The following is a 16,045-nucleotide window of genomic DNA, read 5'->3' as shown; positions in this document are numbered from 1 at the left end:
GCGCCACCCTCAGGGATGAAAAATCGTTAAGCAAAATATTTTTCACGGCAAAGGTGTGTTTTTCCCAGTCCCGGTGATCCGGTCAGGAAAAGTCCCATGGGCTTTTTATCCAGGGCTTTACCCTGATTATTAATCACAGCGTGAGTGAACCTCAGGGCCGTCTCTTTCATCCGTTCCTGCTGTGGTGAGGCGGGTTTGAACTGATCCAGATCAGCAACAAAATTTTCAGTGGGGAACGGTGAGCCGTGATGCACCGGTTTTGGTTCCATAGCCGGTGAAACAGGCAACGGCGGTTGCTTATGCCAGACTTGATCGGACTGCGACAAGAAATATTCCCAGTACACAGTACTGAAGCGAAACGCTAAAGTGATACCAATAATAGGGTGATCATAGGGCAGGTTATGGCCGGACAGCTGTGCATAACCCGTTTCCCCCTCTTCAATAGCACAGATTGTCTCAGGTCTTTGTGGGCTGTTATAACCATCAATCAATAATTTTTTGACCTGGTCATAGGTTTTCGGTTCAACAAAATGATCCGGACCAAACCCCAGATAGAGATTGTGTCCGCTGCTGTTTTGCCCGGTGCATATCAGATTAAAACCGATTGCAGCACCGGTTTTGTGCTTCTCGCAGTAGCTGTCAACGCCCTGAATATAGAGAATATCACCCTTTTTGATATCCAGTTCTGAAATTTTTTCAGTATTTGAAACAGAGGAAGTCAGATTTATGAACTTGAGATTTTCAAACAGATCATAGATAGGGTTTCCGGCATTGATCGGTTTTATATTGCCAACTGTATTGGCGAAGCGTTCAGGCGATGTGAAAAGCGTATAGGAAATTCTGAATTTTGAGGCCGGGGCATCAAAGATGCGGTTGAATTCGTCGGTGCCAATGATGGATTCAATGGCTCGATACTGACAGGCCAGCAGGGTCGTGGCACAGTCGGCAACAGTAGGGCCATGAAAAAAAGCATTCAGACACTCACTTGGGGTATGCCCGTTATCCATTGCTATAAAGCCGGAACGGTGTTTTTGGTCAAAATATTCCGGTAGAGAGTGCAGCCCGAGGATTCAGAATCTGCTTTTCCGGATTTGAGACATAGGGCGGGTTGATAGCTGGCAGGTACAATATTCATATTAATTATCCTTACAGTAATTTATCCCTGTTATGAATACCGCTCTTGTCATCAGCTTATGTAACCAGGAACCTGACTGATTGGCAGTGCTTCAGGTAATCCCGGGAGAATGTCCGAATAATATTCTTCTGATACAGTTATCTGATTATTAGGACAAAAAGAAAATGAATTAGTTCACCGTCAAAGGGGGTGGGATTAGTGGGGATTTTGCATTGACGGCGAGTTTAGGGTAAGCATTCCCACGGGGGGGGGGCGTGGGAGGTGCCTGTGTATATATATCAGAGCTTAGCTGCACTGGCCCTGTCGGCGTCTTTGTCCAAGGAAAATCAACAACAGCAGAATAAAGGCGGGTATCCATGTCAGTTGTTTTGGCAGTCGCTCTGCCGGAACTTCCAGACGATGAATCTGCCAGTCAAAATCAATACCGACCTGCTGAGCCTCGCTGTTGAAGTCAACCATATCGATGGTCAGGTCATCCCCATCAACCAGAACCTCAAGCCCCATATGGCGGAACCGGTCATCAGCAGTGGCCTGATCACCAGCGGGCAGAATAACCATCTGATTAACCGATTTACCTTCCAGCGTTTCTCCAGCTACCCACAGGCGCGCACCAGCCTGGTCAGGCAGTGCTTCAACCTGGGTAACAATGTTACGGCCTGCATAGGTTTCATAGGGAGGGTAAACCTTATCCCACCAGAAGTCTGGCCTGAACAGCGTGAAGGCGATCAGGAGCATACCCAGAGTTTCGTACCAGCGGTTTTTTACTAACCAGTGACCCTGGGTTGCGGTGGCAAACACCAGCATGGCCGCAATAGCACCAAAGACGACAATCGCCAGTTGTGCAATGCTGTCAACGCCGATCAGCAGCAACTCCGTATTAAAGATAAACATAAACGGCAGAACGGCGGTACGGATATCGTAGGTGAAGCCCTGGATACCGGTCTTGATAGGGTCAGACTGTGCGATGGCCGAAGCGGCAAAAGCAGCCAGACCCACAGGCGGGGTATCATCCGCCAGAATACCGAAGTAGAACACAAACAGATGGACAGCAATAAGAGGAACGATCAGCCCATGTTGTGCGCCCAGGGTTACGATAACCGGAGCCATCAGGGTGGACACCACAATGTAGTTTGCTGTGGTTGGCAGACCCATGCCCAGCACCAGGCAGATAATGGCAGTGAACAGCAGCATAAGCATGATACTGCCGGCAGAAATCCATTCCACGAACTCGGTCATTACCAGACCAATACCGGTCAGAGTGACCGCCCCCACAACGATACCGGCGGTTGCGGTGGCAACACCGATGCCGATCATATTCCTGGCCCCGGTGGTCATCCCGTCAAGCAGATCCAGAAAGCCTTCTTGCAGATGCGTGGTTGTTTGCTCCTTCCGGAACATATCAATCAGGGTTTTATGGGTCAGCGTGATGACAACCATGATCAGGGTTGCCCAGAAGGCAGAGAGGCCGGGAGAGTAGCGTTCAACGGTCAGGCACCACAGTAAAACCACCAGAGGCAGCAGATAATAGAGACCGCGCTTGATGGTTGGTCCGGGTATCGGAGTGCTGCGTATCTCATCTTCAATATTGTTGATGAGATCAGGCTGTTTAGCGGCCACTTTCACAAGCATCAGATAACTGGCCAGTAATGCCAGTGTGATAATCCAGAGGGCATACTCTCCCATGTACTGTCTGGTCCAGCCAACACCATAATAGACACCGGCGCCCAGCAGACAGAGCCCGGCAAACGAGCCCGTGAATGACATCAGTGCCTGAGTCCTGGTGCGGGTGGCACTTCTTGGCAGTCCCTGCATGCCCGCTTTCAGGGCTTCAAGATGGACAATGTAAAACAGGGCTATATAGGAAATCGCTGCGGGTAACAGGGCGTGGCGAATAACATCAATGTATGAGATGCCGACATATTCCACCATCAGGAAAGCAGCAGCGCCCATAATAGGCGGCGTCAGTTGTCCATTGGTGGAGGCGGCAACCTCAATGGCACCTGCCTTGTGAGCGGGAAAGCCGACACGTTTCATCAGGGGGATGGTGAAGGTTCCGGTGGTGACCACGTTGGCGATGGACGAGCCGGAAACAACACCGCTCAGGCCGGATGACACGACGGCTGCCTTGGCCGGTCCGCCTTTGAGATGCCCCAGTAGAGAGAATGCCACCTGAATGAAGTAATTGCCGGCACCAGCCTTTTCCAGCAGTGAACCAAACAGAACAAACAGGAAAACAAAGCTGGTGGAGACACCCAGGGCAACACCAAAGACACCTTCAGTGGTAATCCAGAAGTGTGACAGCGCCTTGTTGAGACTGGCGCCTTTGTGGGCAATCACATCCGGCATGTAAGGACCAGCAAGGGCATAGGTGATAAAAACCGCTGCAACCACCATCAGTGGCGGCCCCAGTGCCCGGCGGGTTGCTTCCAGCAGAAGCAGCATGCCGACACCTGCCGTAACCAGGTCCAGGGTAACGGGAGCACCGGCACGGGTGGCCAGCGCCTGATGGAAAATATAAAGATAGGCGGCGCAGAAGCTGCCAGTCAGTGCACATAGCCAGTCAGTAACGGAGACCTGGTTGGCAAACGATTTTTTTCTGGCAGGGAAGGCAATAAATGCCAGAAATATGGCAAAGGCGAGATGGATTGCCCGAGCCTGGCCATCGTTAAATATGGCAACATTGAAAATATACGGCAGAGGTGATGCATTCCACAGCTGAAACAGTGACCAGCTCAGGGCTGTACCCAGCAAAACCAGCCTGGATATGCCTACAGGCTGTCGGCCACCTTGTTCGGACTGATTAACCATTTGTTCAGCAGAGCTGGTGGAGCCTGCTGTTGAATTATTCAGCTTGTCGCTGTTGACTACTTCCATAATGTACCTGTTGTTATTGAAGTTATGCGCTATTCCTTTGGAAAGGATGCATTCTTCATCCAATGGCTCATGGCCTTATAAAAATGGGGGAGACGGAATATCAAGCCTATGAGGTGACAAAAGATGACAGTGTTTCCCCATGCAGCCCTTTGGCCCGTGTTGGGCGAGGGCTGTATATGTGATCATGCAGAATTCAGGCAGCACTCTGAATGATGACAACATGCATTTGGAAAGGTGTTTCTACACCTTCCCGGGTAGGAGGAAACGTTTAGAGAAGACCTGCTTCCTGATAGTAACGCCTGGCGCCTTCATGAAGCGGGATGCTGAGGCCATCAGACACCATCTCTTCTTTTTTCAGGGTGCCAAAGGCCTGGTGCAGTTTTTTGAAAGTGGACAGATCTTCAAATACGGCCTTGGTAACCCGGTAAACCGCTTCTTCACTGGCAGCGGTGGAGGATACGAAGGTTGCTGCAACACCGAAGGTCTGAACGTCCTGATCGTTGCCTTTGTACATGCCACCGGGGATGGTCGCGGTGCGGTAGTATGGGTTGTCTTCGATCAGCTTATTCACTTTGTCACCGGCAATGGTCACCAGGACGGTATCACAGGAAGTGGTTGCTTCTTTGAAAGATCCGGATGGGTGGCCAACGGTATAGACAAAGGCGTCAATCTTGTTGTCACAGAGTGCTTTGGCGTGTTCGGCTGCTTTCAGCTCAGAAACCAGGGAGAAGCTGTCATGTGTCCAGCCATACACTTTCATCAGCTGTTCCATGGTGCCACGCTGACCGGAGCCCGGGTTGCCAATGTTAACGCGCTTCCCTTTCAGGTCTTCAAACTTGCTGATGCCAGCATCTTTTCTGGCCAGAATGGTAAAGGCTTCCGGGTGTACCGAGAAAATCGCCCGCAGGTCTTTGTTGGCGCCTTGCTGTTCAAAGGCGCTGGTTCCCCGGTAGGCGTGGAACTGCCAGTCCGACTGGACGATACCCATATCGAGTTCACCGGCACGGATGGTGTTCAGGTTGTAAATAGAGCCGCCAGTACTTTCTACAGAACAGCGGATGCCGTGATCCTTGCGTTCCTTATTCACCAGACGGCAGATAGCACCACCGGTTGGGTAGTACACGCCGGTTACACCACCGGTACCGATGGTGACAAACTGCTGGCTGGATGTGGTTGCACTGGCGGCGGAGGAGATAGCAGCAAAACCTGCCCCCAAAATGGCAAGTCCCAGTTTCTTGAAAATGGTCATTGTCAGTCCTCTTGATTTGAGCTTTTATTACCAGGGAATAAGCAGGTGGTGGACACCAGAATTGGTGTGCCCCGGGCATCAGAGCTTGGGAAAGTTCTGATGACCTCGGAACCATACTGCTCGTTCATGGCTATTATGTTCAGCACGGGCAGCATTTCCATGTTGCCCCCCCTGACTGGTTTGATTTGCTTAACCATCAATGGCAAGCGCAGGAATTTGCCTGTCAGGCTGCTGGTTTTGTACTTGGCAATCCTTTGTATGATGAGCAATGGTACCCCATTTGAGAGTTGATTTCTTTGATTTTTGTCTATTGATTCTCGGTAACTACCTATGATAATGCGGAAAGCTTGTCAGTTTAATCGTGCGCAACACTTTTTATACTTTTTGCCACTGCCGCAAGGGCAGGGAACATTTCTGCCAACGTTTTCTGTTTTGACCAGTGCCATTTTCGGGTAGACAAAATACCAGTGCCCTTCTTTTTTGACGAAAGAAGAACGTTCATGGTGGACTTTTTCAGGACTTGAGAGTGACTCTTTGAACCACGCCTTGAATTCAACCATGCCGGATTGATCCGCTGCTTTTCCTGCCTCTGTATCTACAATCTCTAGCCTTTGCCATAGCGTACCGGTTGATTGCTGGTAGAGTTTCTGCTGTTTGATGTATTCCTGTTGTCCGGGATGGGTTGTTGCAACCAGGTATGGAATATTGCTCAGTGTGTAAGCCGTATAACGAGAGCGCATTAATGTTTCTGCAGTTGGGGCTGGCTTCCCTTGAATATAAGGCTTACAGCATTCAGTAAATGTTCTTCCGGAGCCACAGGGGCAATTTGAGGTGTAAATGGACATGGTAATTACCCGAAAACGGCATATGCAAAGCGCGTGAAAAAATTCTAAGTGGAGACATCAATGCCAGGGGTTGTTGACGTTTCGTTGCTGAGCTTACGACGAAACGTTAACAGGCCCTGACCTATTGCCGCAAGGGCTGCAAAAATAAAGGCTGTTAAGCACTTAATTGTTTGCTTTTCTGTCAGTATTTCTAACCCTGCTGTTATGGGAACAGCGGATAAACCTGCTGTAGTATTTAATGCACTGAAACAAAGTCAGTAATTATTTCTGATAAATCTTAAATCTTATGGAAATCCATGGAGGGATCTTATGCAACCTACAGGCACAATAATTACCGGGCAGTTTGATTCAACGGTCACAGGACCCACCCCCAAGCGTCCTGACGGTCAATTTGATGGCAGGACGACCACTGAATCCTATGCCACAAGAGAGACTGAAAGTAACAGATCATTCGATGAATCGCCCACCCTCAAAGATCGTTTAATCTATCCATTTTATGCCGCCAAAAATCGAATACTGAGAATGGCAGGTATAGGTGCAAAAGCTGGAATTTATACGCCGATAATCGCTGCAAGTGCTATTTGTGCTTTTGCCGGTGACGTTATTGGCAGTACCGTTGGTAGATTAATTAAAACTTTATTCTTTCCGAACTCTGAAGTATCTCCAAGTAATCTCGGTGTTTTTGTCGGAATATGTACGGGTGCCTTGCTAGCCATTCCTGCCGCCGTCGCTCTTGGTGCGGTTGCTGCGACTGCTTTTGCTGTTATTGGTCTGGCTGGCAGCGTGCCCGCTTCACTTGTTGATATCTATCATGCCATAACACTGGATAATAATGCAGACCTGCACCCCGAGCCAGTGCTGGTAAAGGATATATGGAGTGACATCAAAAAGCCTGATATCAGCCAATATTTGCCTGACCGGGAATAGTGGGTGTCCTTTTTTATCTGTTTTATCTGGGAAAACGTTTTGATCCTGTCTGTCGTATCGTTTATTGAACAGAGTTTGTGGTATTCACCGCTGTGCAGTGTGATGAAACAGGATACAATCAGAGTATTTAAATCTGAGTTGAACTCAGCTACTCCACCAGAGCGATTGGCATTGTGCTTGACGAACCCCAGAAGAGAGCCATCCAGAAAGCGTACAGCGCTTTTCTGGAGAGTAAAAAGCTAAAGGCCCGACCGGGGCAGAAGCAGATGATTGCCGAGATTGCCCGTGCGCTTGGCGCTATTGAAACCGACAGTGACGGTCGCAGAATCTCCGATCCCTCGGTTACGGTGATTGAAGCGGGTACGGGTACCGGAAAAACGGTGGGTTATGTGTTGCCTGCGGTGGTGATGGCTCAGGCTGCGAACAAGCGTCTGGTCATTGCCACGGCAACCGTGACACTTCAGGAACAGGTCATTAATAAAGATCTGCCGGATATCATATTAAAAACCGGACTCAAGTTTTCCTATACCCTGGCCAAGGGACGTGGCCGTTATGCCTGCCTGAGTAAGCTGGACCGGTTGCTTCAGGAAGAGGAAGCGACCGCCTCGTTAATGGATATGTTCGCCTACGATGGTTCCACCCTGGAAAACGATCAGTCCTCCCTGGCGTTATACCAGAGCATGCTGGAGGCATTTGCCGCTACCAAATGGGAAGGCGACCGGGACAGCTGGCCTGATGCCCTGGAAGATCAGCAGTGGCGAACCATCACCACTGACCATGCGCAATGCAGTGGGCGTCGTTGTGGTTATTTTCGGCAGTGCCCGTTTTATAAAGCACGGGGTGATCTTGAGCATGCCGATGTTGTCGTTGCCAACCACGATCTGGTGCTGGCGGATCTGGCATTGGGAGGCGGTGCGATCCTTCCTGAGCCCAAGGATGCTATCTATGTGTTTGATGAAGGCCACCACCTGCCCGATAAAGCCATTGATCATTTTACCTGTCAGTCCAGAGTCAAGGGCACCGCCAGCTGGCTGGAGAAAGCCGGACGACATCTGCAGAAAATTCTGACCCATCAGACTTTGCCGGGAGAGCTGGGTGAATTGCTGGAGCGGATTCAGCCCGAGTTTGATGCCCTGGTCAATGCCCTGGGTCATACCCGGGAGATGCTGCACAGCATTGCCCGGTTTGAACCAAAGACACAATTTACCACGCAGGGGGAGAGTCAGGTCGCTTATTACCGCTTTCCCCAAGGCGTTGTGCCTGAACCATTACGACAACAGGCTGAACGGTTGAAAGCCGGTTTCAGCAAGTGCAGCGGTATGCTGGAAAAGATAGCCAAAGCCCTGGACGATGCGATGGACGGTGATGTTCCGGGTATTGACCGCTGGCAGGCGGAACAGCTCTACCCCGAAATCGGTGGTATGCAGTCACGTATGGAGAGCCATTTTCAACTCTGGCTGACCTACACCATAAAAGATCCTGAGGGTGAACCTCCCAGCGCACGCTGGTTGAAATGGACTGAAGGTGCTTTTGGCGAAGAACTGGAGGTATTCAGCAGCCCGATCATGTCTTCCATGACGTTATGGCAGACGCTGTGGAATCCCGCTCATGCGGCCATTGTCACCTCGGCAACCCTGGCCGCCCTGGGTAGCTTTGGCCGGTTCCGGATGCGCTCCGGAGTGCCTGCGGAGTCTCGCTGTGTGGTAGTGCCCAGTCCATTTCTTCATGGTGAGGCAGCTTCTCTGGTGATACCGGCCATGGCCTCAGACCCACGGAATGCGGAAGATCATACCAGTGAGATTATCGATCTGCTGCCAGATTTACTGTCCGGTGATGATCGCCCAAAAGGGATGCTGGTCCTGTTTTCTTCCCGCCGACAGATGAAGGATGTGCATTTTGGTCTGGATGACCAGTGGCAGGAGAAGATCCTGCTGCAGGATGACTATTCACGACAAGAGTTGTTGAAGAAGCATCGCCAGCAGATTGATGATGGCAAGGTCAGCATCCTGTTTGGTCTTGCCAGCCTGGCAGAAGGGATAGATTTGCCCGGTCATTATTGCGAACACGTGATTATTGCCAAGATTCCTTTTGCGGTACCGGATGACCCTGTGGAGGCAGCACTTTCCGAGTGGCTGGAAGCCCAGGGGCGGAATCCGTTTATGGAAATTACCGTGCCGGATGCGGCGATTCGCCTGATACAGGCTTGTGGTCGTCTATTGCGGACGGAGCAGGATCTTGGTCGTATCACGATTATGGATCGGCGTCTGGTTACCGCCAGGTATGGCCATATGATCATGAACTCTCTGCCGCCGTTTAACCGGATTATCGAGCCGACTGCGGCAGTTATGAGATAAGGAATTGTCCCGGAATAAGTTCCTCTTTTTGCCACGGAGTCGCAGAGACACAGAGGAAAAGATTTTTTCTTTTCTCAGTGTTTCCGTGGTAAGTTTTTTCTTTACCTTATAGCATCGGAAATGTGGAAGTTCGCACACTGTTCCCACGGTCCTCCGTGGGAATGCATACCGAAACTCTCCGCAAATATAGAACCCATGATTCCGGGCAGAAACAGGTTGTTCCATATCCAGCAGGCTCCGGTATGAATTCCCAAGCACGCATGGTAGGGTCGGGCCTGCATGGATATTAGGAAAATGCTTAAGGGTTTCTGCAACGTTACGGGTCAGCCATCTGGACGTTGAAGTGGTATCCCAAGGTTGACTGTCAGGGACTGAGGTATCAGGTAGTCTGGGTGATTTTAATGGATCTGGTCCGCTGTTTATCATGGTAGTAACAACCCATGTTTATGCCTCGCAAATCAATGGAAGTAGGATGAAAGGAAGAAAAGCACTACATGTGTTATTCATGTAGATTTTCTGTCACTGTACTTTTCATCCAAGACCCTGTTTGGACAATAGGGACAGGATTTTGTTCCCGTTTTCTAACCGATCAGGTTTAATATTTACCGCTCATAATAAGCCACAACTCTATCAGCAAGTGTTGACCGTTCACAGCCAGTTCCATTTGACGCCTCCAGAACAAAATTGTAAGTCTTTGCTACCATATAGGGGGCAAAGTAAGCTGACACGCAGAATCCTGTGAAAGTCCCGACAGTGGTACCAACCGCTGCACCAATATACTGACCTTCTGTTATCCGACCTCCTGTTAACTGACCTTCTGGCCCTCCTATCATCCCCCCTATCAACGCACCTGCGGCGCCCAGAGTGAAACACCCGATGTGAGCAGCAGCTTGAATGATAATCGCTGATGCACTGCCCATTGCGATCGCTGACAATGTGGCCAGGACTCGCTCGGTTTTTCGGGTTTTCAGTGTCTGCCCCTCATATCCGTTGTTTTCTTCCGGTATTTGGGGCCTTTCATTTGAGTACATAGCAGTAGAAACTTTTTTGCCAGAAAGCCTGGCTTCAGTTTCTTCAGAAATAGTGACTACAGTTGACGGATTGAATGGGCCGGTGAAATTAGACCCCGTGGTTTCGGTAGCAATCATATAACAGCTCAATTTACATGGATTGATGAATTAAGGATTTGTCACAGAATAACTTCAATATTTTAATCCGTCCGGGAAAAGATCGCCATCCGCTGCCTGCAAATGCACCAGCGGTTCCAGCTTTTCGGGTAGCGGAACTCGGGTAGCGGCTGAAGAAATGTGGACGTTAATTCAGGACAGCATAAAAAATCGCTGGGGTGGTTGCAGCGATTTTTTATTTACAACTTAGATTGCATTGGGTTTATGCCCTTGATGTTGAAACTGACCCCTCATAGTGAGCCACAACTCGATCAGCAAGATTTGACCGCTCAAAGCCATTGCCATTTGTCGCCTCCAGAACAAGATTGTAAACCTTTGCTATCAGATAGGGTGTAAAGTAGGCTGCCACGGTGAATCCTGCGAAAGACCCAATAGCGCCACCAACCACTGAACCAATAAACATACCATGTGGTCCTCCTATCGCTCCTAACAGTGTACAAATAGAACCCAGAGTGAAAGCCCCTAAGGAAACGGCAGCCGGAATGATAAATAATGCTGATGCAACGCCCATAGCGATTGCTGACAATGTGGCCAGAGTACGCTTGGTTTTTCGGCTATGCAGTGATCGCTCCTCATACCCCTTCTCTACTTCAGGTATTTGGCGGCGTTCATTGAAGTGCCCGGCGATAGTTACCCTATTGCCAGAGAAACTGCCTTCAGGTGTCCCAGAAGCAGGGAATTGAGATGATTGAGGTTGGCCCGTAGAATCAGTTGGATTGAAACCGTTATAAATCATATTACACCTCCATTTGTATAGATTCATTAGTGATGTTTCTTCAGATGTAAATTGTTATAAAATACATCATTAGCTGATGAGCTAATCTCCTTAAAGTATTTATATATACCAAGCTCTTCAATAACATGAATGTTAGAATTACCAACATTCAACGGATTCAACGGATTCAACGGATTCAACGAGGAATCAGGCTGAAAAAAACTGATCAAATTAATAAAACTGATCAAATAATAAAGAGCGCCAACCAAAAGAAAAATCAAAAAACCGGGCATAAACAAATGGCTGCAGTGATCGCAGCCATTTGTTTATTTACGAGGCTCTGGTTTACAGAGCCTTAATCGCCTCCAGCTGCTCTTCCAGTTTGGCCCTGGCGGCCTGAGCTTCAGCCAGCTTGGCTTGTTCCTTTTCAACCACGTCGGCAGGTGCCTTGCTGATGAATTTCTCGTTGTTTAACTTACCTTCAAAGCGGGCAATTTCTTTGGCAAACCGCTCTATTTCCTTATTGAGTCGTGCAGACTCTTTTTCCTTGTCAATCAGGCCGGCCATCGGTACCAGGACTTCCATGGCGCCTACCAGCTGAGTGGTTGCCATTGGCGCTTCTTCACCTGTGGCAAGAACCTTGATGTCTTCCAGTTTGGCCAGGGACTTCAGGAAAGTCTGGTTGTCATTCAGGCGGGCAACATCATCTGCTGAGGTGTTACGCAGCAGTACCTTCAGCGGCTTGCTTGGGCCAATATTCAGTTCGGCACGAATGTTACGGATACCGGTGATAAACGATTTGAGCCACTCAATGTCACGCTCAGCCGTTTCATCAATACGGGCCGGGTCAGACACCGGGTAGCTCTGCAGCATCAGGGTTTCACCTGCAACGCCAGCACTCTGTTTGATGTTCTGCCAGATCGCTTCAGTGATAAAAGGCATAAACGGGTGGGCCAGACGCATAATGGCCTCCAGAACCCGAACCAAGGTACGACGGGTGCCACGCTTGCGTCTTTCCAGCATCTCGGTCGTTCCCGACGTCCTGTCTCCCGCGACACTTGAACCTCCCTGTCCATCGTTCCAGAGAACCGGCTTGGAAAGTTCCAGATACCACGCACAGTACTCATTCCAGACAAAGTCGTAGAGGTTCTGGGAAGCGTGATCAAGACGGAACTCGGACAGGTTCTTTTCGATCTGGGCTTCTACGCGTTGCAGTCGGGAAACAATCCAGCGATCGGCCAAGGTAAGTTCAACAGGTTCATCACCATTACCAGAGGCCGCTGCCGCTTCCGACTCCCTGCCTTGCGCGGCATCTGGCCCTCCCTGGCCAGTGTCCTGATCATCAGTGTGCATTTTGACGTAGTTGGCAGCATTCCAGATCTTGTTGCAGAAGTTCCGGTAGCCTTCCAGACGGTTCATATCCCAGTTGATATCACGGCCGGTGGAGGCCAGTGAGTACAGGGTGAATCTCAGGGCATCGGTACCGTGGGCAGAAATACCGTCGGGGAAGGTGCTGCGGGTACGTTTCTCGATTTTCTCCGCCAGCTGAGGCTGCATCATATTGCCGCAGCGTTTCTCAATCAGAGCTTCCAAGTCGATACCGTCAATCATATCCAGAGGGTCAAGGACGTTCCCCTTGGACTTGGACATTTTGTCGCCATGCTCATCACGGATCAGGCCAGTCACGTAAACGTGTTTGAACGGCACTTGTCGTTTGCCGTCTTCATCTTTCATAAAGTGCATGGTCATCATGATCATTCTGGCGACCCAGAAGAAGATGATGTCAAAACCGGTGACCAGCACATCGGTGGGATGGAAGGTGTTCAGGCGATCGGTCTGCTCTGGCCAGCCCAGGGTACCAAAAGTCCAGAGTGCCGAAGAGAACCAGGTGTCCAGAACATCGTCATCCTGTTTCAGGACAACAGGGGGCGGGATGTTGTGTTTTGCCCGGACTTCGTCTTCATTGCGACCAACATAAACGTTGCCGGCATCGTCATACCAGGCAGGAATACGGTGCCCCCACCAGAGCTGACGGGAGATACACCAGTCCTGAATATCACGCATCCAGGAGAAGTACATGTTCTCGTACTGTTTGGGTACGAACTGGATACGGCCGTCTTCTACCGCTTCAATAGCCGGTTTGGCCAGCGGTGCAGCGCGGACAAACCACTGGTCAGTCAGCAACGGCTCAATAACCACACCGGAACGGTCACCGTAAGGCACCATCAGGGTATGGTCATCGATTTTTTCCAGCAGACCAAGGGCATCCAGGTCAGCAACAATCTGCTTACGGGCTGCAAAGCGCTCCATGCCCCGGTAGGCTTCCGGAATAGCAGTATCAATGGATTGATTAACTGTACCATCAATATTGTAGGCTTCACCCTGCTGGCAGATATCGCCGTTCAGGGTCATAACATTGATCATTGGCAGGTTGCAGCGCTTGCCAACTTCATGGTCATTAAAGTCGTGAGCCGGGGTGATTTTTACGCAGCCGGTACCTTTTTCCATATCGGCGTGTTCATCAGCGACAATCGGTACGCGACGGTTTACCAGGGGCAGAATAACCATTTTTCCGATCAGGGCCTGGTAACGCTTATCTTCCGGGTTAACCGCCACACCGGTATCACCCAGCATGGTTTCCGGACGGGTAGTGGCAACCACAATATAGTCTTTGCCCTCTGCGGTTTTCTCACCATCCGCCAGTGGATAGCGCAGGTGCCACATATTGCCTTTGACTTCTTTGTTTTCTACTTCCAGGTCAGAGATGGCGGTGTGCAGTTTTGGATCCCAGTTAACCAGACGCTTGCCCCGGTAGATCAGGTCATCTTCATAAAGGCGGACAAAGACCTCCTGGACAGCGGCATAGAAGCCCTTGTCCATGGTGAAGCGCTCGGTATCCCAATCAACGGATGCCCCCAGGCGACGAAGCTGACGGGTGATGGTGCCGCCGGACGCTTCTTTCCACTCCCGGATTTTATCGGTAAAGGCTTCACGTCCGTAGTCGTGACGGGTTTTGCCTTCTTCCGCCATGATCTTGCGTTCAACCACCATCTGGGTTGCGATACCCGCATGGTCAGTACCCACCTGCCAGAGTGTGTTGCAGCCTTTCATCCGGTGGTAGCGGATCAGGGCATCCATAATGGAGTCCTGAAAGGCATGGCCCATGTGCAGGCTGCCGGTGACATTGGGAGGGGGGATCATAATGGAGTAGGGCGTGCTGACACCCCGTTGGTCAGAAGCCGGCGCAAAATAGCCTTTCTCTTCCCAGTTTTGATACAGCGTGCGTTCGATGGCTTGCGGGTTGAACGTCTTTTCCATAACTGCTTTTCCAGTAGAGGTTCCAACTGTTCCCGGAACTCCTGAAGAGCAAGGAGTCTCCGGGTTTGGATAAACCGGTGATTATACACCGTGGGGCTGAATCAGGAAGCACCCTGCATTGCCGACAACCGGGTTTTGGCCATTATTGGCCCATGGAAAGTACCGAATCAGCTGTTATTTTAAGCATTCATAAATTGTTTGTTGGTAACCACAAATGTCCGTGGCGCGTGAAAATATTTTGCGCCACCCATCAGTGATGAAAATGGTTAAGCAAAATATTTTTCACGGCAAACCCGGAAAGGTGGGTTTGCAATATTCCAGAAAACCGCCAAAGGGCGAGTAGCCAAAGTGCTGAAGGCATTCAATGACTATTGTCGTAAACATAGACTTGACTCATTGAAGGAGCAGCACGACAAATTGAACCGGAAATTACCGGGTCACTTTGCGTACTTCGGCATAACGGGAAACTGCAAAGCCCTGAAAGCAGTACATTACCGAGTACAGAAAATCTGGCATAAATGGCTGGGTCGCCGATCACGGAAAAGCTATATTCCGTGGGAGCAATTCTCCCGGTTCCTGAAACGCTTCCCCCTGACACCGCCAAGAATCCAGCATCAGTACTACTATGGTCATCAGTTAGTGAACCAGTAACTGTAAGGAACCGGATGCCTTAATTGGGCTCATCCGGCTCTGCGAGGGTTGAGGGCGGTGACGTCCGTGCGACCAGAAAATCAAGCCAACAGCTTGATTTATAAGGGTAAGTTTGAGGGGTAGAAGTGTAAGGCGCAATGTGATGTAACGCCTTACATAACTGGTTCAGGCTTTGTGAAAAAATACAGATGGTGAAATTTTGAACCGCTCAGAGAGAGCCTGTATATGATCTCTTGTCAGGTTTCTTGTTCCGTTCAAAATCATGGATACGAGACTTTTGCTGCCTAGTTCAGTTTTAAGGTCATCTGCCTTTAAGTGGTACTGATCCATCAACGTCCGAAGAATAGCGACACCATCATCCAGTGCTTCGATTCGGCGGTTAAATTCTGAAAATTCTGCTGATTCGTCTTCCCACTTTTCAATAGCGACAGAAAGCACCTCGATCAGTGGCAGGTATCGGTCATAGTCTTCAATCAATTCATCCATTAATTCCAGAGCCTGCTCATACTCAGACTCATTGTGGATGCGACTGATGAAACGGGCCTCTGCAAAGAAGTCCACTGCCTTTTCTTTTAAATTGGCATATCTCATGATCCAGCCTCCTTTGCGTACTTTTTGCATAACTTGTCGTACTCTGAATGAGAGACAATATGCTTCACGTACATTCGGTTATCTCTGAATTCGATAAAGGCAATGAGTCGCAGGTTATTACCACCAATATCAATAACCCACCACTTGTCCTTGTATTTAAAATTATCCAGGCTTGGAAACAGGGCCTTCAATTCTTGCG

General features: G+C 49.8%; 13 protein-coding genes. 3 read left to right on the top strand and 10 right to left on the bottom strand.

The features are described from left to right. Positions 1 to 26: 26 nt before the first annotated feature. From KDK15_RS05180 to KDK15_RS05160, 5 genes are all read right to left on the bottom strand, one after another. Positions 27 to 1,007, bottom strand: a complete 981-nt coding sequence (locus KDK15_RS05180; RefSeq protein WP_257294301.1) for a hypothetical protein — start codon at positions 1,005 to 1,007, stop codon at positions 27 to 29. Between the two features lie 413 nt (positions 1,008 to 1,420). Further along, the gene (locus KDK15_RS05175) at positions 1,421 to 4,009 is read right to left on the bottom strand and encodes a TRAP transporter permease (RefSeq protein ID WP_257294300.1); all 2,589 of its coding nucleotides are present in this window, start codon (positions 4,007 to 4,009) and stop codon (positions 1,421 to 1,423) included. A gap of 268 nt (positions 4,010 to 4,277) precedes the next feature. Beyond that, positions 4,278 to 5,258, bottom strand: coding sequence for a TAXI family TRAP transporter solute-binding subunit (locus tag KDK15_RS05170; RefSeq protein WP_257294299.1), 981 nt, complete (start codon positions 5,256 to 5,258; stop codon positions 4,278 to 4,280). Between the two features lie 2 nt (positions 5,259 to 5,260). Continuing rightward, positions 5,261 to 5,527: a hypothetical protein gene (locus KDK15_RS05165; protein WP_257294298.1), complete on the bottom strand. Its 267-nt coding sequence runs from the start codon at positions 5,525 to 5,527 to the stop codon at positions 5,261 to 5,263. Positions 5,528 to 5,608: 81 nt separating this feature from the next. Continuing rightward, a complete protein-coding gene (locus KDK15_RS05160; protein ID WP_257294297.1) occupies positions 5,609 to 6,103 on the bottom strand; it encodes a YchJ family protein in 495 nt (164 codons plus the stop codon). Between the two features lie 309 nt (positions 6,104 to 6,412). Between KDK15_RS05160 and KDK15_RS05155 the strand changes: the two genes are divergently transcribed. Continuing rightward, positions 6,413 to 7,030, top strand: a complete 618-nt coding sequence (locus KDK15_RS05155) for a chloride channel protein (protein WP_257294296.1) — start codon at positions 6,413 to 6,415, stop codon at positions 7,028 to 7,030. Positions 7,031 to 7,203: 173 nt separating this feature from the next. Beyond that, positions 7,204 to 9,384 carry an ATP-dependent DNA helicase DinG gene (gene dinG / locus KDK15_RS05150; protein WP_257294295.1) on the top strand — a complete coding sequence of 727 codons (2,181 nt, stop codon included), beginning with the start codon at positions 7,204 to 7,206 and terminating at the stop codon, positions 9,382 to 9,384. Positions 9,385 to 9,986: 602 nt separating this feature from the next. Here the strand turns inward: dinG and KDK15_RS05145 are convergent. The 3 genes from KDK15_RS05145 to KDK15_RS05135 all read right to left on the bottom strand — a co-directional run bounded on the left by KDK15_RS05145 (position 9,987) and on the right by KDK15_RS05135 (position 14,604). Then, positions 9,987 to 10,532 carry a hypothetical protein gene (locus KDK15_RS05145; RefSeq protein ID WP_257294294.1) on the bottom strand — a complete coding sequence of 182 codons (546 nt, stop codon included), beginning with the start codon at positions 10,530 to 10,532 and terminating at the stop codon, positions 9,987 to 9,989. Between the two features lie 241 nt (positions 10,533 to 10,773). Then, the gene (locus tag KDK15_RS05140) at positions 10,774 to 11,307 is read right to left on the bottom strand and encodes a hypothetical protein (protein ID WP_257294293.1); all 534 of its coding nucleotides are present in this window, start codon (positions 11,305 to 11,307) and stop codon (positions 10,774 to 10,776) included. A gap of 324 nt (positions 11,308 to 11,631) precedes the next feature. Next, positions 11,632 to 14,604 carry a valine--tRNA ligase gene (locus KDK15_RS05135; protein ID WP_257294292.1) on the bottom strand — a complete coding sequence of 991 codons (2,973 nt, stop codon included), beginning with the start codon at positions 14,602 to 14,604 and terminating at the stop codon, positions 11,632 to 11,634. Positions 14,605 to 14,952: 348 nt separating this feature from the next. On the opposite strand from KDK15_RS05135, the gene KDK15_RS05130 reads away from it, so the two are divergent. After that, a complete protein-coding gene (locus KDK15_RS05130) occupies positions 14,953 to 15,255 on the top strand; it encodes a hypothetical protein (protein WP_257294291.1) in 303 nt (100 codons plus the stop codon). A 165-nt stretch (positions 15,256 to 15,420) separates the two neighbouring features. On the opposite strand, the gene KDK15_RS05125 is transcribed toward KDK15_RS05130, so the two are convergent. Both KDK15_RS05125 and KDK15_RS05120 read right to left on the bottom strand, forming a co-directional pair. Next, entirely contained in the window at positions 15,421 to 15,846 is a 426-nt protein-coding gene (locus KDK15_RS05125; protein ID WP_257294290.1) for a helix-turn-helix domain-containing protein, read from the bottom strand. Continuing rightward, the coding region (locus KDK15_RS05120; protein WP_257294289.1) for a type II toxin-antitoxin system HigB family toxin at positions 15,843 to 16,045 on the bottom strand (203 nt) is incomplete at its 5' end. The genes KDK15_RS05125 and KDK15_RS05120, both read right to left, overlap by 4 nt.

This window comes from Endozoicomonas sp. YOMI1 (assembly GCF_024606345.1).
In the GTDB taxonomy this organism is placed as follows: domain Bacteria; phylum Pseudomonadota; class Gammaproteobacteria; order Pseudomonadales; family Endozoicomonadaceae; genus Endozoicomonas.
The sequence above is the reverse complement of the archived record's forward strand: the minus strand, read 5'-3'. Positions and strand labels throughout refer to the sequence as shown.

Coding starts and splice junctions, on each gene's coding strand:
- KDK15_RS05160 (WP_257294297.1), bottom strand. CDS start 6,103: ATGTCCATTTACACCTCAAATTGCCCCTGTGGCTCCGGAAGAACATTT.
- KDK15_RS05125 (WP_257294290.1), bottom strand. CDS start 15,846: ATGAGATATGCCAATTTAAAAGAAAAGGCAGTGGACTTCTTTGCAGAG.
- KDK15_RS05135 (WP_257294292.1), bottom strand. CDS start 14,604: ATGGAAAAGACGTTCAACCCGCAAGCCATCGAACGCACGCTGTATCAA.
- KDK15_RS05145 (WP_257294294.1), bottom strand. CDS start 10,532: ATGATTGCTACCGAAACCACGGGGTCTAATTTCACCGGCCCATTCAAT.
- KDK15_RS05170 (WP_257294299.1), bottom strand. CDS start 5,258: ATGACCATTTTCAAGAAACTGGGACTTGCCATTTTGGGGGCAGGTTTT.
- KDK15_RS05140 (WP_257294293.1), bottom strand. CDS start 11,307: ATGATTTATAACGGTTTCAATCCAACTGATTCTACGGGCCAACCTCAA.
- KDK15_RS05155 (WP_257294296.1), top strand. CDS start 6,413: ATGCAACCTACAGGCACAATAATTACCGGGCAGTTTGATTCAACGGTC.
- KDK15_RS05175 (WP_257294300.1), bottom strand. CDS start 4,009: ATGGAAGTAGTCAACAGCGACAAGCTGAATAATTCAACAGCAGGCTCC.
- KDK15_RS05180 (WP_257294301.1), bottom strand. CDS start 1,007: ATGGATAACGGGCATACCCCAAGTGAGTGTCTGAATGCTTTTTTTCAT.